Below are 18,866 nucleotides of genomic sequence, written 5' to 3'. Positions count from 1 at the left end.
AAAACCTAGCTCTTCCTGCGCGAGCCCGAGCGGCGCTCGGACGGACGGGTGACGGGCTCCCCCGCCTCGACCATGGTGTCACGCCGGTCCGCACCGAACCGGGCCAGCGCGTCCGCGAGCTCCTCGGCCGACGGGGCCTCGGCCATCGCGTCCACCCGCAGGCCGTGCTCCTCGGCCGTCTTCAGCGTCGCCGGCCCGATCACCGCGATCACCGTCGACGCGTGCGGCTTGCCGGCGATGCCGACCAGGTTGCGCACGGTCGAGGACGAGGTGAAGACGACCGCGTCGAACTTGCCCGACTTGATCGCCTCGCGGGTCGGCGCGGGCGGCGGAGCGGCCCGGACGGTCCGGTACGCCGTCACGTCGTCGACCTCCCAGCCCAGATCGGTCAGGCCGGCCACCAGCGTCTCGGTGGCGATGTCGGCGCGCGGCAGGAAGACCCGGTTGATCGGGTCGAGCACCTCGTCGAACGGCGGCCAGTCCTCGACCAGCCCGGCCGCCGACTGCTCACCCGAGGGCAGCAGGTCCGGCCGGATGCCCCAGGCGGCGATCGACTCGGCGGTCTTCTCACCGACCGCGGCGATCTTCAGCCCGGAGAACGCGCGCGCGTCCAGCCCGTACTCGTCGAACTTCTCCCGGACCGCCTTGACCGCGTTCACCGAGGTGAAGGCGACCCACTCGTAGCGGCCCTCGACCAGGCCACGGATGGCCTTGTCCATCTGCTGCGGGTTGCGCGGCGGCTCGACCGAGATCGTCGGCACCTCCTCCGGCATCGCGCCGTAGCGGCGCAGCCGGTCCATCAGCGGGCCCGCTTGGTCCTTGGTGCGCGGCACCAGGATCCGCCAGCCGAACAGCGGCTTGGTCTCGAACCAGGACAGCGCCTCGCGCTGATCGACCACGGAGCCGACCACGATCACAGCCTCGCCGACCAGCTTGGCGGCGCGCAGGTCGGCCACGATCGTGCCGAGCGTGCCGACCACGCTGGCCTGCGCGGTGGTCGTCCCACCGACGGTCGCGGCGACCGGCGTACCGGCGTCGAAGCCGGCCTCGACCAGTGCGGCGGCCGTCTCCTTCAGCACGTCCACGGCGTTCAGCAGCACCAGCGTCTGCTTCGGGTGCAGGCGGCCGAAGTCGAGCTTGGCCTCGGCCAGGTCGAGGACGGTGACCTCACGGTCGCCCTTCATCGTCAGCGGAATCCCCGCGTACGCCGGGACGGCACTGACCTCGCTCACCCCGGGAATCACGTTGAAGTTGATCCCGGCCTTGCGGCAGGCAACGGCTTCCTCGGCTCCACTGGAGAAGGTGAACGGATCGCCGGTGAGCAGGCGGACCACGTTCGCCGAGGTCTTGGCGGTCTTCACCACCAGCCGCGCGCGGGCCGCGACCCGCAGCGCCCGGCTGCCCTCGGCACCGGAGCCGTCGATCACCTCGACCCCCGGCTTGCAGTAGCCGAGGAACGCGTCGTGCTGAGGTCCCTCGACCACGACGGCGTCGGCGCCGGCCAGCACCTCACGGCCCGCGATCGTCAGCAGGGACGGGTCACCGGGGCCGACGCCGACGAAAGTGACGTGGCCGAGTGGCTTGGCCTGCTTCGCGGTCGTGGTGCCGGCGGCGATCTTGGCCGGCACCTTCTGGGGTGCCGGGGTGGCCGCTGTCTTCGCGCTGCTCACGTCTGCTGTCGCCTTTGCCCTTGTGCTGCTCGTCGTCGTGCTCGTACCAGTGCTCGTGCTCGCCTGTGTCGTTCCCCGTGCCGGTGTCATGTCCGCTCCAGCAACTCGTTCGCGAGTGCGCGGCCCAGGGCGTGTGGATCGTCCACCGGCCCGTTCGCCGACAGCCGCCGTACGCCGCCCTCCTGGCCCAGCGCTCCCCGGAGCCACAGCTCCGGCCCGTCCTCACCATCGACCACCTCGGCGAGCGCGCCGACCGGAGCCGTGCACCCTGCCTCGAGCGTGGCCAGCATCTGCCGTTCGGCCGTCACCGCCGCGCGCACCGCGGGATCGTCCAGCGGCGCCAGCGCCCGCAGTACCGCGTCGTCGCCGGAGCGGCACTCGATGCCCAGCGCACCCTGTCCGGGTGCCGGCAGCACCTGGATCGGATCGAGCGTCTCGGTCACCTCCGACAGCCGGCCCAACCGGGCCAACCCTGCCCTCGCGAGCACGACCGCGTCCAGTTTGCCATCGGTGACCATTGCGATCCGGGTGTCCACGTTGCCGCGGATCCCGGTCAGCTCCAGGCCCAGCCCGAGCGCTTCCAGCTGCGCCACCCGGCGCGGCGAACCGGTGCCGACCAGCGCGCCGGTCTGCAGCTCGCCCAGGCTCAGCCCGTCGCGGGCGACCAGCACGTCGCGCGGATCCTCGCGCTGCGGGATCGCGCCGAGGGTCAGCCCGGTTTCCGGGGTGGTCGGCAGATCCTTCAGCGAGTGCACGGCGATGTCGATCTCACCGGCCAGCAGGGCGTCGCGCAGCGCGCTGACGAAGACGCCGGTGCCGCCGATCTGCTCCAGTGGCGCGCGGTTGACGTCGCCGGTGGTGGTGATGAGGACGAGTTCGACCTCGTGGCCTCCAGCGCGCAACCGGTCGGCGACATCGTTCGCCTGGGCCGTTGCGAGCGCTGACCTGCGGGTACCGAGCCGGATCACGCGGGGTCACCTCCAGTGGTCTGCGCCGCGATGGCGGTGGTCTCGTGGGAGGTCTTCGCCTTGGGGGCGGTGACCGCGTCGACGGTGGCCGGGTCGAGCGCGAACAGTTCGCGCAGGGCGTCGGCGTACGTCGGGCCACCGGGGTCGGCGGCCAGTTCCTTCACTCGCACAGTCGGGGTGTGCAGCACTTTGTCGACCACCCGGCGGATGGTCCGGGCGACCTCACCGCGCTGCAGGTCGTCGAGGCCGGGCAGCCTGCGGTCCAGCCGGGCCAGTTCGGCGTCGACCATCTCGCTGGCCATCGCCCGCAGCGCGACCACGGTCGGCGTCACCGAAGCGGCGCGCCGGGTCGCCTCGAAGGCACCGGTCTCCTCGCCGACGATCCGGCGTACCTCGTCGATGTCGTGCTCACTGCCGCCCGCCGTACCGGCGAGGTCGGCCAGCGTGACCAGCGTGACGCCCGGGATCCGGGCGGCGGCGGGGTCGACGTCCCTGGGCAGGGCCACGTCCAGTACGCCGAACGGTCGCCCGTCCGTCGCGCTCCGGATCATGTCCTCGGTCAGTACGACGCCACGCGCCCCGGTACAGGAGACGACCAGGTCGGCCTCGGCCAGCGCGGCGGGCACCTCGGACAGCCGGATCGCCGTACCGCCGATCCGGTCGGCCAGTGCCACGGCACGGTCGTAGTTGCGGTTCGCGATGGTGACGCTGGTCGCGCCGCCCGCGAGCAGGGTCTGAGCGGCCAGCGAGGCCATCGACCCGGCGCCGACGATCAGCGCCCGGCGGCCTGCGTAGCCGCCGACGGAGTCGAGTCCGGCGGAGACCACCGAGCGGCCGGCCGAGTCGATCCCGGTCTCGGCGCGGGCCCGCTTGCCGACCCGCAAAGCGTGCTGGAGAAGGGCGTTCAGCCCGGTACCGATCGTCTCCAGGTCCTGGCCGACGCGCAGCGACTCCTTGACCTGGCCGAGGATCTGGCTCTCGCCGACGACCATCGAGTCCAGCCCGACCGAGACCTGGAACAGGTGCGCGACGGCACCTTCCTCGAAGTGCACGTAGAGGTGCTCGGCCAGGTCCAGCAGCGGGACGCCGGTGATGTCGGACAGGATCGCGGTGACCTCGTCCATGCCGGCGTGGAAGCGGTCGACGTTCGCGTAGACCTCGGTACGGTTGCAGGTGGCCAGCACGGCCGACTCGGAGACCGCGGGGGTGTGCTGAACCGCGAGCGCGAGCTTGGTCGCTGCATCCTGGTCGAGCGCGACCCGCTCCAGCACGGAGATGTCGGCGGAGCGATGGGAGATACCGACGACCAGGTAACTCATGCGCCCACACCTCCCCCCACGCTGGGAAGGTCAGTGACGACACCGTTCATCGCTGGCAGTTCGGGCACCTCGGGGAGCGCCGCCTCTCCGGACTTTCGTTGTTCGTGGTACGCCAGGATCTGCAACTCGATCGAGAGGTCCACCTTGCGGATGTCGACGCCGGTCGGCACGGACAGCACCACCGGCGCGAAGTTCAGGATGCTGGTCACGCCCGCGGCGACCAGCCGGTCGCAGACCTCCTGGGCGGGGCCGGCGGGGGTGGTGATGACGCCGATCGAGACCCGGTCGGAGGCGACGATCTCCTCCAGTTCGGCGAAGTCGCGGACGACCATGTCGCCGATCCGCTCGCCGACCAGCGACGGATCGGCGTCCAGCAGCGCGACGATCCGGAAACCACGGGTACCGAAGCCGGAGTAGTTGGCCAGCGCGTGCCCCAGGTTTCCGATCCCGACGATGACCACGGCCCAGTCCTGGGTGACGCCGATCTCGCGGGCGATCTGGTAGCGCAGGTACTCGACGTCGTAGCCGACCCCACGGGTGCCATAGGAACCCAGATAGGACAGGTCCTTGCGGAGCTTGGCGGAGTTGACGCCGGCCGCGGTCGCGAGATCCTCGCTCGACGCGGTGGCGATGCCACTGTCCGACAAGGCGGTCAGGGCCCGTAGGTACACCGGCAAGCGCGCGACAGTGGCCTCGGGAATGCCGCGTTCGGTTCTCGTCGGCGCGCCGGGGCGACGGCTGCGGGCAGGCGTCACAATTCTCCTGGCCTAGGGCTGTTGCTTGGGGTGGTTCGCGAGTCACCGCCTGACGGCCGGCGACACCCCCACTCTAGGAGCTTGTGAACGTGAGAACAAAATCGGGAAGGCCTCGCGTGGTGAACACCACTAGCTTGTCAAGGCCAACTTCAGCCTGACCGGGTCCACCCGCCAGAAGTCGTGCTGGGCACCGTCGACGAAGGTGACCGGGATCTGCTCGCCGTACTCGGCGAAGAGCCGGTCGTCCTGGGTGATGTCGATCTCGCTCCAGGTGACGCCCAGCTCGGCGCAGACCTGGCTGACGACCGCGCGGGCGTCGTCACAGAGGTGGCAGCCGGGTTTGCCGTAGAGGGTGACGCGGTCACCCGCGCCGCTCACCGGTCCGCCTGGCGCAGCCGGCCCTTGGCCACCTTGCCGGTGACCGAGTGCGGCAGGTTGTCGACCACCTCGAGTTCGACCGGGCACTTGAACCGCGCCAGCCGGGTGGCGGCGTACTCGAGCACCTCGTCCGGCCTCGGCGCGGCCCCGGTCTCCGGTACGACGAACGCCTTCACCGCCTCGCCGGTGTCCGTGGACGGTACGCCGATCACGGCCGCCTCGCGCACTCCCGGAGCCTGGACGAGGACTTCCTCGACCTCGCTGGGGAAGACGTTGAAGCCGGACACGATGATCAGTTCGCGCAGCCGGTCGACCAGGAACAGGTCGCCGTCGGCGTCCAGGAACCCGACGTCGCCGGTGCGGTACCAGCCTTCGTCGTCCGGGCCGTCGACGCCGTCCGGCCAGTAGCCGGAGAAGAGGTTGCGGCCGCGGATCAGGATCTCGCCGGGGTCGTCGCCCTCGACCTCCTCACCCTGCTCGTCGGCGATCCGCAGCTCCACGTGCGGCAGCGCCCGGCCGACGGAGCCCGGCTTCGGGTCGTGCTCGCCGAGCGTGGTGGTGACGCCGGGCGAGGCCTCGGTCAGCCCGTAACCCTGGTGCACGAACAGCCCGCTGGCCTGCTCGAACCGGTCCGCGAGACCGCGATCCAGGGTCGAGGCACCGGTGAGCACGACCTTGACGGTGGCCAGCGCCTCCCGCAGGTCGGGCCGCGCGATGAAGGCGGTCAGGGCGGGCGGCGCGAGCGGGAGCCGCGTCACGCCGTACCGGCGGATCAGGTCGATGGTGCCGGTGGAGTCGAACCGCCGCTCGACGACCAGCTGCGCCCCGGTGGCGACGGCCCAGCCGAGCACCGCGTTGAGGCCGAACGCGTGGAACATCGGCAGCACGCCGAGCACCACGTCCTCGGGCCCCATCCGGTCCTCGCCGAGGTCGGCCAGGTTCTGCACGTTCGCGCCCAGCGCCCGGTGGGTCAGCATCGCGGCGCGCGGATCTCCGCTGGTTCCGGAGGTGTAGAGCAGGACCGCCAGAGCCTCGGGGTCGGTCTGCGGCGTGAGCGGAGCGTCACCGGCCAGGTCGCCGGCCCGGACCACCCGGACGCCTTCGACCCGGTCCGCGAGGTCGCCGTCGACGACCGCGAGACGGGCTCCGGAGTGCGCGATCACCGTGTCGATCTCGCTCTTGGTCAGCCCGGTGTTGAGCGGTACGGCGACCAGCCCGGCGCGAAGACATCCCAGGTAGGAGGTGACGAACTCGATGCTGTTCGCCAGCAGCAGGACCACCCGGTACCCCGGCACCAGACCCGCGGCCGAGTAGCCCCGGGCAGCCGTGTCCACGGCCGCGTCGAGCTGGCTCCAGGTCAGTCGCCGGTCGCCGTCGACCAGCGCCGGACGTTCGCCGTGACGTCGCGCTGTGTCACGAAGAACATCCGCGAAGTTGAAGTTCACCAGGCGAGTCTGTCACGAGACCGCTAGGGTCACTCTGTGACTCGACCAACCACGCGTGATCTGCGCGCCCGGTCGGTGCTGGCCGGTGAGGCCAGCGCGGCGGCTGCCGAGCTCGAAGCAGCGCTGCGGACACCGCCGGTGACCCACGCGGCCGCGTTCTTCGACGTGGACAACACGATGCTGCGGGGCGCTTCGGTGCACCACCTGGCCGGAGGGCTGTACCGGCGGGGTGCACTGGGAACGATTGCAGAATCGCGTGACGGGATCTGTACAGGCCGTCTTGCCGGGGATATTGTTCACGATCCGGCGAAGGCGGAGGCGGTTCGCGCGCCGGCGGCGCACGAGCGGCTTCACCTGGCCGACTGCGCGGTCAACCCGGATTCCAGGCTCCGCCGGCAGGCCGAAGTGGCGGGCCGGCAGGTCCGCGATTACCGGACCGGACGGAAAGCGGCACGCCGGGCGCTGTTGACAGCGGGTGTTTCAGGCGTAACGCTCGGTGCTGTCTCAGCCGCTGTTGCCATCCGCGGCAGTGTCGGTCGAAGGACGTATCGGACACAGACGTGTCAGTTGAACGGGGAGAGAACTTGACGACGCCGGAGCCGAGCCCGGACGGGATGAGACGTGCAGAGCTCGTCGATCGCGCCCAGGCAGGGGATGTCGGTGCGTTCGGCGAGCTGTACGACGAGTACTCGCTGACCGTGTATCGCTACATCTACGCGCGAGTGTCGTCATCGGCGCTCGCGGAGGACCTGACCAGTGAGACGTTCGTCCGGGCGCTGCGCGCGCTGGACTCGTTCCGCTGGCAGGGCCGGGACTTCGGAGCCTGGCTGGTGACGATCGCCCGGAACCTGATCACCGACCACTACAAGTCGGGACGGGTCCGGCTCGAGGTGGTCACCGACGAGATCGAGACGCACGACCGGCAGACCGAGGGCCCGGAGGTGGACGTGCTGGCCGCGGCCACCGCCGAGGTGCTGCGCGACGCCGTGGCCGCGCTGCCCGAGGAGCAGCGCGACTGTCTGACGATGCGGTTCTTCGCCGGTCTGTCGATCGCGGAGACGGCCAAGGCGCTGGAGAAATCCGAGGGCGCCGTCAAGCAACTGCAACTGAGAGCCGTCCGGCACTTGGCGAAGGTTATCCCCAAGGACTTGAGGTGAGGAGGATGACAACGAATGTCTTTCGTAACCCGTCAGGGAGTTTCCTCGTTTGCCTGTGTGAGGACCTTTCGGTAACCCCGATCGGCCATTGAGGAGAACGAGAACTCATGAGTGACCTACACAGGGCTCGAGCGCGCGCGGAGACCTTCGCGCACGCCGTCGATCACGGGCCCCGTCACTCTTCGCGACTGAGCGATGACCCTGAGCTGATGGAAGCTGTGGAACTGGTCGGACGGCTGAGGACCGCCGGCGCAGTGACACCGCGGCCGGAGTTCGCTGCCGAGCTGAGGCACCGCCTCCTCGAGCAGGCCGCGGCGCGAGCCGCGACCACGACTCCGACCGTGGTACCCAGCGTTCCGGACAGCTCGGACGATCCGCCTCCGCGCGAGGACGACGACGCGTCCGTGACAGATATCCGCCATCGTCACGGCCGGCGCATCCGGCTGGTGGCCAGTACTGCCGCGCTGGTCCTGCTCGGCGGTGGCATCGGTTCTGCCGCCGCCGCTCAGCAGGCGATGCCCGGCGACGCGCTGTACGGCATGAAGCGCGGGATCGAGAACGTCTCCACCAATGTCGCCGTCGGGGACGGTTCCCGGGGCCGGCGCGAGCTCGGCCATGCCGAGACCAGGTTGTCCGAGATCCGGGCGTTGGTGAAGAACGGTGGCGATGTCGCCACCATCGACAGCACGCTCGCCGACTTCACCGTCCAGTCCCGCACGGGCATCACCCGGCTGATCGCTTCGTACGTGCAGGACGGCGATCCGGCCTCCATCACGGCAGTGACCGCGTTCATCACCAGCGCCCGCCAGGCCATCGGTGAACTCGCGCCCAAGCTGCCGCCGGAGTCGCTCAAGGGAGCTGTCGAGGCCCTGGCGACGATCGAGGACCTGGCCCGGCAGAGCGCTGCCGCCTGTCCGAAGTGCGAGAAGCCCAAGCCGGCCAAGAACGCGGGCCCGGCGCCGGCGATCAACCCCGGGACGGAGCCGAGTACGCCGATCAAGGCGCCCACCTCGTCGCCGACCCGCAAGCCTTCGGCCGAAGCGTCGACCGTGCCCTCGGCCAAGCCGAGCAGCCCGGTGGTCAGCCAGGCACCGCCGTCGGAGACGGTGGACACCACCATCGTCGAGCAGCCGACCACCCTGCCCACCGACCTGAAGACGCCACCCCGCCCGTCGAGCAAGCCGAGCACGACACCGTCGGGACCGTCCGTCCCCACGCTGCCGACGCCCGGTACGCCCAGCTGGCCTTGGCCCTTCCCGAGCCTGAGCCTCCCGCTCCCGACGATCAACCTGCCGGGCGTGCTCGAGACTCTGCTACCGCCCTGGAAGTAGTTCTTCCCAGTGCACCTCGAAGAGCCCGGTTCTCCTCACGGAGTCCGGGTTTTTCGCCGTCTCCGCAGAAGTCATCGACGGTGCTGGTGGCCGGCCCGGCGGAGGGTGGGGCGGCTCAGAAGAAGACGCTGCGGCGCTGCATCAGCAGGGTGTAGAGCGTCTGCTGGATGGTCTCGCGGACCTGGTCGGTCACGTTGAAGACCAGCATCGGGTCGTCGGCGGCGCCGTCGGGGAAGTCGTCGGTACGGATCGGCTCGCCGAACTCGATCAGCCACTTCGACGGCAACGGGATCATCCCGAGCGGACCGAGCAGCGGGAAGAACGGGGTGACCGGGATGTACGGGACGCCGACCAGCCGGGCCAGTGAGGCCAGGTTGCCGACCAGCGGGTAGATCTCCTCGGCGCCGACGATCGAACACGGCACGATCGGTACGCCGGTCCGCATGGCGGCGCTGACGAAGCCGCCACGACCGAACCGCTGGAGCTTGTACCGCTCGCTGAACGGCTTGCCGAGCCCCTTGAAGCCCTCCGGCCAGACGCCGACCAGGTTGCCCTGCCGCAGCAGCCGCTCGGCGTCGTCGTTGCTCGCCAGCGTCGCGCCACCCTTGCGGGCCAGTTCGCCGACGAACGGCGTCTTGAACACCAGGTCGGCCGCGAGCGTGCGCAGCGGCCGGTTGGTGTGGTCGGCGATGACCAGCTGGGTGATCAGTCCGTCGATCGGCATCGTGCCGGAGTGGTTCGCGACGATCAGCGCACTGCCGGTGTCGGGGATGTTCTCGATCCCGCGCACCTCGGCCCGGAACCACTTCTCCGCCAGCGGCCGCAACCCGGTCAGCAGCACCTGGTCGGTCAGGTCGGAGTCGTAGCCGAACTCGTCGACCTCGTACTCCCCGGTCAACCGCCGGCGCAGGAACGCCAGGAACTCGGCCACCTTCCGCTCGCCGTCGACTCCCAAGGTCTCCCGCACCAGCTTCTCGAACGCCGCGAAGTCCCGCAGCGCCGCGTTGTCGCCGACCTCGACGCCGCTCGGGCCGTCAAAGGTAGGGCCGGCCGTTCCCGCCGACGCCGGTCCTGCGGAGACCGGTCCCGCGGACGCTCGTCCCGCCGACGCCGGTCCTGCGGAGACCGGTCCCGCGGACGCTCGTCCCGCCGACGCCGGTCCTGCGGAGACTGGTCGCGCGGACGCTCGTCCCGCTGAGACCGGTCCAGCGGAGGCGTCGGTCGCCGGTGCCGAGACATCGCTCAGCGGTGAGTTGGAGGCGGCTTCGCTTGACCGGGCCGGCTGGTCGACGGCGGCCACGCGGGTCTTGCCTGCTCGTCCCTTGCGGGCGGCGCCGCCCTCACCTGCTGCGGCGCCGTTCTGATCGGCGGCGGACGAGCGATCGGTCTCGGCAGCGCGGGCTTGCGCCGCGCGTGCGCGCTCGGTGCGTTCCGCTCTTTCCTTGGCTGCCTCGGGACCCGCGAGAGCGCGGGCGGCGGCTGACGGCGTCGTACGGCGTCCGCTACCGCGGCCCGGGCGGCCTCCCGATCCGATCGGGATGATGTCGGCGTCAGCCACGCAATGCCCCTAGCCCGGTAGTCAGCAAGCGGGAGGCCTGAGTGACCGCCCCGGGGCCGAGGTGCGCACGGAAGTCGTCGAAGGCGGCGGCCGTCGTGTACTCCGGTTCGAAGGCGAACTCGCTGCGCATCCGGGTGGTGTCCACCGCCCGCCCATAGGTCAGGAAGGTGATCTGGTCCGGCGAGAAGTCGGCGAGCCGGGCCCGGCGTACGACGGCCGCCGTGCTGGCCGCCGTGAAGGACGGCAACCGTAAGGCGGGCCGGCCGAGCCGGCGGATCGCCTGGGACAGCGAGAGCACGCCGTCGCCGGCCAGGTTGAACGTGCCGGGCAGGTCGTTGACGGTGGCGTGATGAATCGCCTCGACCCCGTCGTCCTCGTGCAGGAACTGCAGCCGGGCGTCGAACCCGAAAACGGTCGGCACCACCGGCATGGCGAAGTACCTGGTGATCGGGGAGTCGGTCCGCGGGCCGATCCAGTTGGCCATCCGCAGGGTGCTGACGCAGACGTCGGGGCGGCGGCGGGCGAAGCCGCGCACGTACCCCTCGACCTCGACCGCGTCCTTGCTCAACCCGGTCTGGTGGATCGCCCGCGGCGCCATCTCCTCGGTGAACATGGCGGGGTCGCGAGGACCCGCGCCGTACACCGTGGTCGACGACTTGACCACGAGCTTGCGAACGCCCGGCGCCTTCTGGCACGCGGCGAGCAGTTGCATGGTGCCGATGACGTTGATTTCCTTCATCGACGACCGTCCCCCGGCGCTGCCAGGGGTCGCCACGACGCCCGTGTGGACGACCGTGTCGACGTCCTCACCGGCGATGACCTTCGCGATGACGGGGTTGCGGATGTCCGCCCGGACGAACCGGACCCGGCCGAGTTCGGCCCTTGGCGGCACCACGTCGATGCCGATCACGGTGTCGATACCGGGTTCGGCTGCCAGGCGGCGGGCACAACGAGCACCGGCGTCCCGGGAGACGCCGGTAACCATTACTACCTGTGCCACGAGTACCCCCAGCCAGACAGCAACTCCATCGACGCCGCCCTGACTCGCAGGGCGACGACAGTACTTCCCTGGTTAGGGCTACTTGCCGAGCTTGCGGCGCTGCACCCGCGTCTTCTTCAGCAGCTTGCGGTGCTTCTTCTTCGCCATACGCTTACGGCGCTTCTTGATAACGGAACCCACAGTGGACCATCCAAACTTAAAGAGAGCGTCGGCAAAGCCTACCTGTTGGTCACCTTCTAGACCTAAGTGAGGCGTGATGAGTGTGCCCTGTGGCTCCCTCGCGCCTGTCGGTAGGGTGGTTGTTCGCCGGCTGCGGGGGGCGTTTTGAGCGGTCGGCACAACGGTTTGCCCGCTTGGGTACGCCGGTCTGCGGCATCTCCCACTCAGGCGAGGTGTTCCCAGGTGTAGAGGGCGAGCTTGCGGCCTTTCTCGGTGACCCACCGCGGTTCGACCTCGGTCAGCCGGTAGCCGGCCCGCCGGGCAACAGAGTTGCTGGCCTCGTTCTCCGCCTCGATCTCCAGCATGACCCGAGGCATCCCCGCGACGTCGTGCGCGTACGCCGTGATCAGGTTGACCGCCCGCGCGGCCAGCCCCTGCCCGCGGTACTGCGACCCCACGGCGTACCCGGCGCTCAGGGTCTCCGGCATCAGCAGCACCTCACCCATCGGCCGCCCGCCGTCGGTGGTGATCGCCAACTGGATCCGCCCGTTGTCCGCCTGCGCCACCTCGAGATACGCCTTGGCCGCCCGCTCGTCGAACGGCGTCACCAACGGCGTCCAGTACGCGACCGCCGGATCGTCGAACAGCTCGACCATCGCCGGCAGATCTCCCTCCCGCCACTCCCGCAGTACCAGCCCGTCCCCCACCAACCGCACCCCTGTCTCAGCCATGGGCCCATCTTGCCCGGAAGCAGCCGCGAGGTGCTCCCAGATAACAACGACAATCTCCCGGCCTCTGCTGGTGAGGAGCTGAGGTTCCTCGGCCGCCGGGCGATAGCCGGCCCGGTGGGCGACGAGTTGGCTGGCAGTGTTGCCCGGCTCGATCTCTGCGATGACCCGCGGGAAGGCCAGCGTCTCGTGGGCGTAGGTCGTGATCAGGTCGAGTGCGCGGACCGCCAGCCCCTCGCCGCGGGAGGTCGGAGTGATGGCCAGCCCGATGCTTCGGTGGTCGAGACTGAGCAGTACTTCGCCGAGCGGCTGACGGCCGTCCGTGGTGATCGCCAGATGGAGTCGACGGGTGTCGGCGTGCCCGGCGTCGAGGTAGCGCGCCGCGGCGACCAGATCGAAGGGCGAAGCGAGCGGGGTCCAGCGGGCGACCTCCGGGTTGTCGAAGAGTTCGACCATCGCGGGCAGGTCTGCTTCGGTCCATTCACGCAGTACGAGACCTTCGCCGGTCACTCGCCCATCGCCTGCCTGGTCGGCCATGTCAGCGGCACCTCCCTCCACAGGTCGATTATCGTGCGACTGGTGGAGAGCTCCTGGGCGCGGCGGGTCGAGGTTGACGTGCTCGGCGTGATCGCTGCCGGGGGTGCGCTCGGGGCGGGAGCGCGGTATCTCGCCGGAGTGGCGTGGCCTTACCGACCCGGTTCGTTGCCTTGGGCCACTGTCGGGATCAACGTGGCGGGGTGCGCGCTGATCGGGGTGTTGATGGTGCTGGTCAGTGAAGTGTGGCGGGATCAGCGGCTGCTCCGACCCTTCGTGGGGACCGGGATCCTGGGCGGCTTCACCACGTTCTCGACGTACGCCGTGGACATCCAGCAACTGATCTCGAAGGGCCATCCGCTGACGGCATTGAGCTATCTACTGGTGACCGTGGTCGGCGCGATGGCGGCTGTATGGGCAGGCACTTCCGCGACTCGCGCGTTGGTGCGCAGGGGCCAGAAGTGAAGCTCCTACTGGTGATCGCGGGCGCCGTCGTCGGCGCACCCCTGCGTTACCTGGTCGACCGCGCCGTCCAGGCACGCCACGACAGCGGCTTCCCCTGGGGCACCTTCACTGTCAACGTGACCGGCTCGGCGATCCTCGGTTTCGTCACCGGCGCCGCACTGGCAGGCGCCGCCCCGCACTGGGTACAACTCCTCGTCGGCACCGGCTTCTGCGGCGCCCTCACCACCTACTCGACCTTCTCCTACGAAACCCTCCGCCTCTACGAACAGAACGCGAAGCGAGCCGCGTTCCTCAACGTCACAGTCAGCATCGCCGCGGGCCTGGGCGCCGCCTGGCTGGGCGTCGCGACCGGCCAGGCCATTTGGACCTGAAGCCTCGAAGAATCAGCGCTTCTTGGCCGGCAGAACCGTCACGGTGAAGTCACCGGTCAGGACACCATCGAGTCGGATCAACCCGATCTGTACGGCGTACCCGAGGGCGCCGCGAACCTGGTGCGCCGGCACCAGCGGGCGGCTGTCGCGGGTTGTCTCAGGTGTTGTGCAGGCGGACCGGCATCAGGATGTAGCGGAAGTTCGTCAGCGGGTCTTCCTCGAGGTCGGTCGCGCCGGTCAGTTCGGCTGGTTTGGTGGGTTGGGTGAAGGCGAGGTGGGCTACCGGCGTACCGATCGCGTGCAGGCCGTCCAGCAGGTACGTCGGGTTGAATCCGACCGTGACGGGCTCACCGGTCAGCTGGATCTCGATCGTCTCGGAGGCCTGGGCCTCCTCGCCACTGCCCGCGTCGAGCGTCGCGCCCTCGGCGGTGAAGGTGATCCGGACCGGCGCGTTGCGCTCCGCCACCAACGCGACGCGTTTGACCGCCTCGACCAGCGTTGCCGTACCGATCCGGACGCGGGTCTGGATCGCGTCTGCGGCCGGCATCAGGTTGCGCACCTTGGGGAAGCTGCCGTCCAGCAGCCTGGTCGTGGTCCACCGCGAGCCGCCCGACACCTCTCCCGCGAAGCCTGCCAGCCCGTCACCGGCCGCCGCGTCCCGGTCAAGGGACAGCGTCAGGGTCGAACCCGTCATCGCCTTGGCGGTCTCGGAAAGGGCCCGGGCGGGGATCAGCGTCGTCGCCGAGACCGTCGGCTCGTCGGGCTCCCACTCCAGCTCGCGGACGGCCAGCCGGTACCGGTCGGTGGCGAGCAGCGTGATGGTCGGCCCCTCGATCTCCACCTGCACTCCGGTGAAGACCGGCATCGTGTCGTCGCGGCTGGCCGATCCGGCCACCTGTGAGACCGCCCGGGCGAACACGTCGCTGCGGATCTCACCGTTGGACGGCGGCTGCTCCGGCAGCTCGGGATACTCGTCGATCGGCAACGTCTGCAGGGTGAAGCGTGACGTCCCACAGACCAGTAGCGCCTTGGAACCGTCAACAGTGAAGTCGATCGCCTGATGGGGCAGGCTTTTCACGATGTCGGCCATCAGCCGGCCGGAGACCAGGCAGCGGCCGGGGTCGGCCACCTGAGCCGGCAGCGTCACCCGGTGGGAGGTCTCGTAGTCGAACCCGGACAGCGTCAGCTCGCCCTCGGACGCCTCCATCAGCAACCCCGCCAGAATCGGCACACTGGGCCGGCTGGGCAGACTCCGGCCCACCCACGCCACCGACTCCACCAGCAGATCCCGCTCCACCCGAACCTTCATGCCGACCGCCTCCCAGTTCCTCACTGGTCTCCAGTCAAACAGCGGCCACCGACAGTTTCTGGCGACCACGGAGCCTCAGCGGGCAGTCCCAGAGGGCGAGCGAAGAGGGCAAGGCGAAGCGGCCGGTCCCTCTCGGGTTTCCGGCCGCTTTCGCTTCTCGTGGTTATCCGGTTTGGTAGAACGCGCCCTTGAGGTAGTCGTGCACGGCGTCCTCAGACACCCGGAACGACCGACCCACCCGCACCGCGGGCAGCTCTCCGGAGTGCACCAACCGGTACACCGTCATCTTGGACACCCGCATGGCCGTGGCAACCTCTGCCACGGTCAGAAACTTCACCTCGGCGAGCGGGGACTCACCACCGGACTTCTTTGATGCCATAACGCACCGCACTTCCAGCACGGGTCGTGCGCCGGCTTCCCCTCCGGCACCTCCGCCCGTGCATGAACTGAGCGTAGTGGCTGTTGGTGCGAATGGGAAAGGGGGTGTCTGGTGTGACTGGACGGTTCAGTCTCGAACTACTTCGGAACGGCCCCGGATCAGTACGTCGGGTCGAGCCCGAGCAGCGGGAAACTGACGTCCCGGGTCGCCTTGATCGAGCGGTCCAGCCAGGTTTCGGGGTTGTAGCCGGCCGACCAGTCGGAGTACGTCGCGGCCCGGCCGTCGGTCATCCGCGACGGCGCGATCCGCCCGTAGAGCCGGTTCACGTCCTCTCGCCACGACTCCGGCACCGCGGTCTCCGGAGCGATCGGCTGACCGGCGACGATCGCCAGCAGGTGCGTCCACGCGCGCGGGACGACGTCGATGATCGCGTAACCACCGCCACCGGTCGCGACCCACTTGCCGTCGCAGACCTCGTGAGCCAGGTCGTGCAGCGCCTGGTACGCCGCGCGCTGACCGTCGATCGTCTTGGTCAGGTGCGCCAGCGGATCCTCCACGTGGGAGTCGCAGCCGTGCTGGGTGACGAGCACCGACGGCCGGAACGCCTTCAGCACGTCCGGCACGACCGCGTGGAACGCCCGCAGCCAGCCTGCGTCACCAGTGCCGGGCGGCAGCGGCATGTTGACCGCGGAGCCCGGCGCATCTGGTCCACCGGTCTCCCCGGCCGCCCCAGTCCCCGGGAAGAGCGTGGTCGGCGACTCGTGCAGGCTCACGGTCAGCACCCGCGGATCGTTGTAGAACACCGCCTGTACGCCGTCGCCGTGGTGGACGTCCACATCGACGTACGCGACCCGCTCGGCGCCGTGGTCGAGCAGCCACTGGATCGCGACCGCCGGGTCGTTGTAGACGCAGAAGCCGCTGGCCGTCGAGGGCATCGCGTGGTGCAGCCCACCGGAGATGTTGGCGGCGTGCAGCACGTCGCCCTCCCAGACCGCCCGAGCCGCCTCGACGGACGCGCCGACCACGTGGGCCGACGCCTCGTGCATCTGCGGAAAGCAGTAGGTGTCGTCGGTGCCGAGACCGAAGTCCGGATCGGGCAGATCGGGGTCTGCTCCGGCCCGCTTCACGGCAGCGATGTACTCCGCCGTGTGCACGGTCCGCAGCAGCGCGTCGTCCGCCACCGGCGCCGGCGCCACCTTCAGTTGGTCGAGAACCCCGAGGGCCCGCGCCAGCCGGATGGTCAGGTCCACCCGGATCGGACTCATCGGGTGCCCGTGACCGAAGTCGTAGGCCGTCAGCCCCTCGTCGAAGACCAGCATCGCCTCACCGCTCATGCCCTCGACCTTAGCCCGCGAGCGCGGTACGGGCCTCCGCTCGCGAACCGGGCTTGCGCACAGTCACCGGGGTGTGGCTATTCTGGTCCCGTGAACACCGCGCGTAACCTGACGCAGCAGGACTGGTGGGCCGCTTAGGCGGACCCCCTGCGTTCACACGCATCCAAGAGGCCGCCTCGCCGAGGCGGCCTTTTTGTTTGCCCGTCGGTCGGTGAGGCCCGATCGACCAAGGACCCGACATGACCTCGCTCTCCGGCATCACCCCGTCCGGCCGGCTCACGCTGGGCAACCACCTCGGCGCGCTGCGGCGGTTCACCGACCCCGACGGTTTCTACTTCGTCGCCAACCAGCACGCGATGACCACCAAGCACGATCCCCGCCGGCTGCTCGCGCTGACCCGGGAGATGGCGACGCTGATGCTCGCCGCAGGGCTGCCACCGGGCACGGTGTTCGTGCAGTCCGACGTCCCCGCGCACGCGCAGCTCGCCTACCTGCTCGAGTGCACCTCGTACGTCGGCGAGCTGTCGCGGATGATCCAGTACAAGGAGAAGGGCCGGAACCGGCCGATGACCCGGGCCTCGCTGTTCACCTATCCGTGCCTGATGGCGGCCGACATCCTGCTCTACGGCACGGACCGGGTTCCCGTCGGTGGCGACCAGGACCAGCACGTCGAGCTGGCCCGGGACGTGGCGATCCGCTTCAACCGGGAGTACGGCGAGACGTTCGTCGTCCCCCAGCTGCAGAAGGCCGCGCTGGCGATGCGGATCAAGGATCTGCAGAACCCGACCGCCAAGATGAGCAAGTCCGACGAGGACAACGCGGTCGGCACGATCCGGCTGCTCGACCCGCCGGACGTGATCCGCCGGCAGTTGATGCGCGCGGTGACCGACTCCGACGGGGAGGTCCGCCACGACGAGGCAGGCAAGCCCGGCGTCACCAATCTGCTGGAGATCCTGGCCGCCTGCATCGATGGGGATCCGGTCGAGCTGGCGGCCGGCTACTCGACGTACGGGGCGCTGAAGTCGGATGTCGCGGACGCCGTACTGGCCGTCATCGAGCCGCTGCAGAAGGAGTACGCGCTGCTGGCCGCCGATCCCGCACAGGTCGATCGGCTGCTGGCGCAGGGCCGGGACCGCGCGATCGAGGCAAGCGCTCCGCGACTCCGGGCGGCGACGGTCGCGATGGGTTTGGCAGGATCGACCGGGTGAAGCCCCCTGTGCAGCTCCGAGTGGCGACGTTCAACATTCGCAACTCCTCCGCGCCGGACGGCGACGACTCGTGGGTACTGCGACGCGAGGCGGCCGCGGCGGCGATCGAGGCGCTGGAGGCCGATGTGGTCGGGCTGCAGGAGGTACTGCCCGACCAGCTCGACTATCTGCGCGAGAGCTTCGCGCGGTACGAGATCGTCGGGGCCGGGCGGGACGACGGCGAGCAGGCGGGTGAGCATTCGGTGGTGATGGTCCGGTCCGGCGCCTGGCAGGTGGAGTCGCACGAGACGCGCTGGCTGTCCACCGACCCGACGACGCCGGGGTCGGTCGGCTGGGATGCCGATCTGACCCGGATCGCCACGCTGGTCAGGCTGAGGCACTCCGACGGCACGCTGGCCGGGATCTCGAACACCCACTACGACCACATCGGCGAGGTCGCGCGAGTGGAGTCGTCGAAGCTGCTCGATCGGTGGGCGGCGGCAGAGCCGGAGCGGCACTGGGTGCTGCTCGGCGATCTCAACGCCGAGCCCGAATCCCCGCCACTGAAGGCATTCCTCGATGCCGGCTGGCGGGACGCCGTACCGGTCGATGCCGGAGGCACCTTTCACGACTTCGGCCGGGCGACCGGTCTCGACCGGATCGATCACATCCTGATCGGCGCCGGCTGGCAGGCCACCGATGCCGCGATCGTCCGCGATCGTCCTGACGGCCGCTTCCCCAGCGACCACTGGCCGGTCGTGGCGACCCTGCAGCTGTGACCCCGGACCGCCATCACTGACCAACCCCGCCGACCGCGAC

General features: G+C 69.8%; 20 protein-coding genes. 7 read left to right on the top strand and 13 right to left on the bottom strand.

Annotated features, from left to right (window positions below; all coding sequences use genetic code 11):
- Positions 1–5: 5 nt before the first annotated feature.
- From OX958_RS05070 to OX958_RS05045, 6 genes are all read right to left on the bottom strand, one after another.
- Positions 6–1,760: a uroporphyrinogen-III synthase gene (locus OX958_RS05070; RefSeq protein ID WP_442913246.1), complete on the bottom strand. Its 1,755-nt coding sequence runs from the start codon at positions 1,758–1,760 to the stop codon at positions 6–8.
- Entirely contained in the window at positions 1,757–2,638 is an 882-nt protein-coding gene (hemC, locus tag OX958_RS05065) for a hydroxymethylbilane synthase (protein ID WP_270135995.1), read from the bottom strand. The genes OX958_RS05070 and hemC overlap by 4 nt, the downstream gene beginning before the upstream one ends.
- The gene (locus OX958_RS05060) at positions 2,635–3,957 is read right to left on the bottom strand and encodes a glutamyl-tRNA reductase (RefSeq protein WP_270135994.1); all 1,323 of its coding nucleotides are present in this window, start codon (positions 3,955–3,957) and stop codon (positions 2,635–2,637) included. The genes hemC and OX958_RS05060 overlap by 4 nt, the downstream gene beginning before the upstream one ends.
- A complete protein-coding gene (locus tag OX958_RS05055; protein ID WP_270135993.1) occupies positions 3,954–4,712 on the bottom strand; it encodes a redox-sensing transcriptional repressor Rex in 759 nt (252 codons plus the stop codon). The genes OX958_RS05060 and OX958_RS05055 overlap by 4 nt, the downstream gene beginning before the upstream one ends.
- Positions 4,713–4,841: 129 nt before the next feature.
- Entirely contained in the window at positions 4,842–5,090 is a 249-nt protein-coding gene (locus OX958_RS05050; protein WP_270135992.1) for a glutaredoxin family protein, read from the bottom strand.
- Positions 5,087–6,535 carry a class I adenylate-forming enzyme family protein gene (locus OX958_RS05045; RefSeq protein WP_270135991.1) on the bottom strand — a complete coding sequence of 483 codons (1,449 nt, stop codon included), beginning with the start codon at positions 6,533–6,535 and terminating at the stop codon, positions 5,087–5,089. The genes OX958_RS05050 and OX958_RS05045 overlap by 4 nt, the downstream gene beginning before the upstream one ends.
- Positions 6,536–6,571: 36 nt before the next feature.
- On the opposite strand from OX958_RS05045, the gene OX958_RS05040 reads away from it, so the two are divergent.
- From OX958_RS05040 to OX958_RS05030, 3 genes are all read left to right on the top strand, one after another.
- Positions 6,572–7,123, top strand: a complete 552-nt coding sequence (locus tag OX958_RS05040) for a hypothetical protein (protein WP_270135990.1) — start codon at positions 6,572–6,574, stop codon at positions 7,121–7,123.
- A gap of 26 nt (positions 7,124–7,149) precedes the next feature.
- Positions 7,150–7,692, top strand: a complete 543-nt coding sequence (locus OX958_RS05035) for a sigma-70 family RNA polymerase sigma factor (RefSeq protein ID WP_020388025.1) — start codon at positions 7,150–7,152, stop codon at positions 7,690–7,692.
- A 209-nt stretch (positions 7,693–7,901) separates the two neighbouring features.
- On the top strand, positions 7,902–9,023 hold the full coding sequence (locus tag OX958_RS05030) for a DUF5667 domain-containing protein (RefSeq protein ID WP_270135989.1): 1,122 nt from the start codon (positions 7,902–7,904) through the stop codon (positions 9,021–9,023).
- A gap of 115 nt (positions 9,024–9,138) precedes the next feature.
- On the opposite strand, the gene OX958_RS05025 is transcribed toward OX958_RS05030, so the two are convergent.
- The 4 genes from OX958_RS05025 to OX958_RS05010 all read right to left on the bottom strand — a co-directional run bounded on the left by OX958_RS05025 (position 9,139) and on the right by OX958_RS05010 (position 13,005).
- On the bottom strand, positions 9,139–10,581 hold the full coding sequence (locus OX958_RS05025; RefSeq protein WP_270135988.1) for a lysophospholipid acyltransferase family protein: 1,443 nt from the start codon (positions 10,579–10,581) through the stop codon (positions 9,139–9,141).
- Positions 10,574–11,581 carry an NAD-dependent epimerase/dehydratase family protein gene (locus tag OX958_RS05020; protein ID WP_270135987.1) on the bottom strand — a complete coding sequence of 336 codons (1,008 nt, stop codon included), beginning with the start codon at positions 11,579–11,581 and terminating at the stop codon, positions 10,574–10,576. The genes OX958_RS05025 and OX958_RS05020 overlap by 8 nt, the downstream gene beginning before the upstream one ends.
- Positions 11,582–11,659: 78 nt before the next feature.
- On the bottom strand, positions 11,660–11,761 hold the full coding sequence (locus tag OX958_RS05015; protein WP_008356322.1) for a 30S ribosomal protein bS22: 102 nt from the start codon (positions 11,759–11,761) through the stop codon (positions 11,660–11,662).
- A 203-nt stretch (positions 11,762–11,964) separates the two neighbouring features.
- On the bottom strand, positions 11,965–13,005 hold the full coding sequence (locus OX958_RS05010) for a GNAT family N-acetyltransferase (protein ID WP_270135985.1): 1,041 nt from the start codon (positions 13,003–13,005) through the stop codon (positions 11,965–11,967).
- Between the two features lie 42 nt (positions 13,006–13,047).
- On the opposite strand from OX958_RS05010, the gene crcB (OX958_RS05005) reads away from it, so the two are divergent.
- Entirely contained in the window at positions 13,048–13,467 is a 420-nt protein-coding gene (gene crcB, locus OX958_RS05005) for a fluoride efflux transporter CrcB (protein ID WP_270135984.1), read from the top strand.
- Positions 13,464–13,838 carry a fluoride efflux transporter CrcB gene (gene crcB, locus OX958_RS05000; RefSeq protein ID WP_270135983.1) on the top strand — a complete coding sequence of 125 codons (375 nt, stop codon included), beginning with the start codon at positions 13,464–13,466 and terminating at the stop codon, positions 13,836–13,838. Before crcB (OX958_RS05005) ends, crcB (OX958_RS05000) begins: the two co-directional genes overlap by 4 nt.
- Positions 13,839–13,995: 157 nt before the next feature.
- Here the strand turns inward: crcB (OX958_RS05000) and dnaN are convergent, their stop codons facing one another.
- The 3 genes from dnaN to OX958_RS04985 form a co-directional block, all read right to left on the bottom strand.
- Positions 13,996–15,147 (bottom strand): DNA polymerase III subunit beta, encoded by a 1,152-nt coding sequence (gene dnaN / locus OX958_RS04995; protein ID WP_270135982.1) that lies wholly within the window; start codon positions 15,145–15,147, stop codon positions 13,996–13,998.
- Positions 15,148–15,310: 163 nt separating this feature from the next.
- Positions 15,311–15,526, bottom strand: a complete 216-nt coding sequence (locus OX958_RS04990) for a helix-turn-helix domain-containing protein (RefSeq protein ID WP_270135981.1) — start codon at positions 15,524–15,526, stop codon at positions 15,311–15,313.
- Positions 15,527–15,684: 158 nt separating this feature from the next.
- Entirely contained in the window at positions 15,685–16,860 is a 1,176-nt protein-coding gene (locus OX958_RS04985; protein ID WP_270135980.1) for an acetoin utilization protein AcuC, read from the bottom strand.
- 239 nt (positions 16,861–17,099) lie between these two features.
- Between OX958_RS04985 and trpS the strand changes: the two genes are divergently transcribed.
- Both trpS and OX958_RS04975 read left to right on the top strand, forming a co-directional pair.
- Entirely contained in the window at positions 17,100–18,068 is a 969-nt protein-coding gene (gene trpS, locus OX958_RS04980; RefSeq protein WP_270135979.1) for a tryptophan--tRNA ligase, read from the top strand.
- Positions 18,065–18,826, top strand: coding sequence for an endonuclease/exonuclease/phosphatase family protein (locus tag OX958_RS04975; protein WP_270135978.1), 762 nt, complete (start codon positions 18,065–18,067; stop codon positions 18,824–18,826). Before trpS ends, OX958_RS04975 begins: the two co-directional genes overlap by 4 nt.
- Positions 18,827–18,866 lie beyond the last annotated feature (40 nt).

This window comes from Kribbella sp. CA-293567 (assembly GCF_027627575.1).
In the GTDB taxonomy this organism is placed as follows: Bacteria; Actinomycetota; Actinomycetes; order Propionibacteriales; family Kribbellaceae; genus Kribbella.
The sequence above is the reverse complement of the archived record's forward strand: the minus strand, read 5'-3'. Positions and strand labels throughout refer to the sequence as shown.

Excerpts from the sequence above, each read along its gene's own strand:
- OX958_RS05060 (WP_270135994.1), bottom strand. The coding sequence starts at position 3,957 with ATGAGTTACCTGGTCGTCGGTATCTCCCATCGCTCCGCCGACATCTCC.
- OX958_RS05030 (WP_270135989.1), top strand. The coding sequence starts at position 7,902 with ATGGAAGCTGTGGAACTGGTCGGACGGCTGAGGACCGCCGGCGCAGTG.
- OX958_RS04990 (WP_270135981.1), bottom strand. The coding sequence starts at position 15,526 with ATGGCATCAAAGAAGTCCGGTGGTGAGTCCCCGCTCGCCGAGGTGAAG.
- OX958_RS05070 (WP_442913246.1), bottom strand. The coding sequence starts at position 1,760 with ATGACACCGGCACGGGGAACGACACAGGCGAGCACGAGCACTGGTACG.
- OX958_RS04985 (WP_270135980.1), bottom strand. The coding sequence starts at position 16,860 with ATGAGCGGTGAGGCGATGCTGGTCTTCGACGAGGGGCTGACGGCCTAC.
- OX958_RS05035 (WP_020388025.1), top strand. The coding sequence starts at position 7,150 with ATGAGACGTGCAGAGCTCGTCGATCGCGCCCAGGCAGGGGATGTCGGT.
- trpS (WP_270135979.1), top strand. The coding sequence starts at position 17,100 with ATGACCTCGCTCTCCGGCATCACCCCGTCCGGCCGGCTCACGCTGGGC.
- dnaN (WP_270135982.1), bottom strand. The coding sequence starts at position 15,147 with ATGAAGGTTCGGGTGGAGCGGGATCTGCTGGTGGAGTCGGTGGCGTGG.
- OX958_RS05010 (WP_270135985.1), bottom strand. The coding sequence starts at position 13,005 with ATGGCCGACCAGGCAGGCGATGGGCGAGTGACCGGCGAAGGTCTCGTA.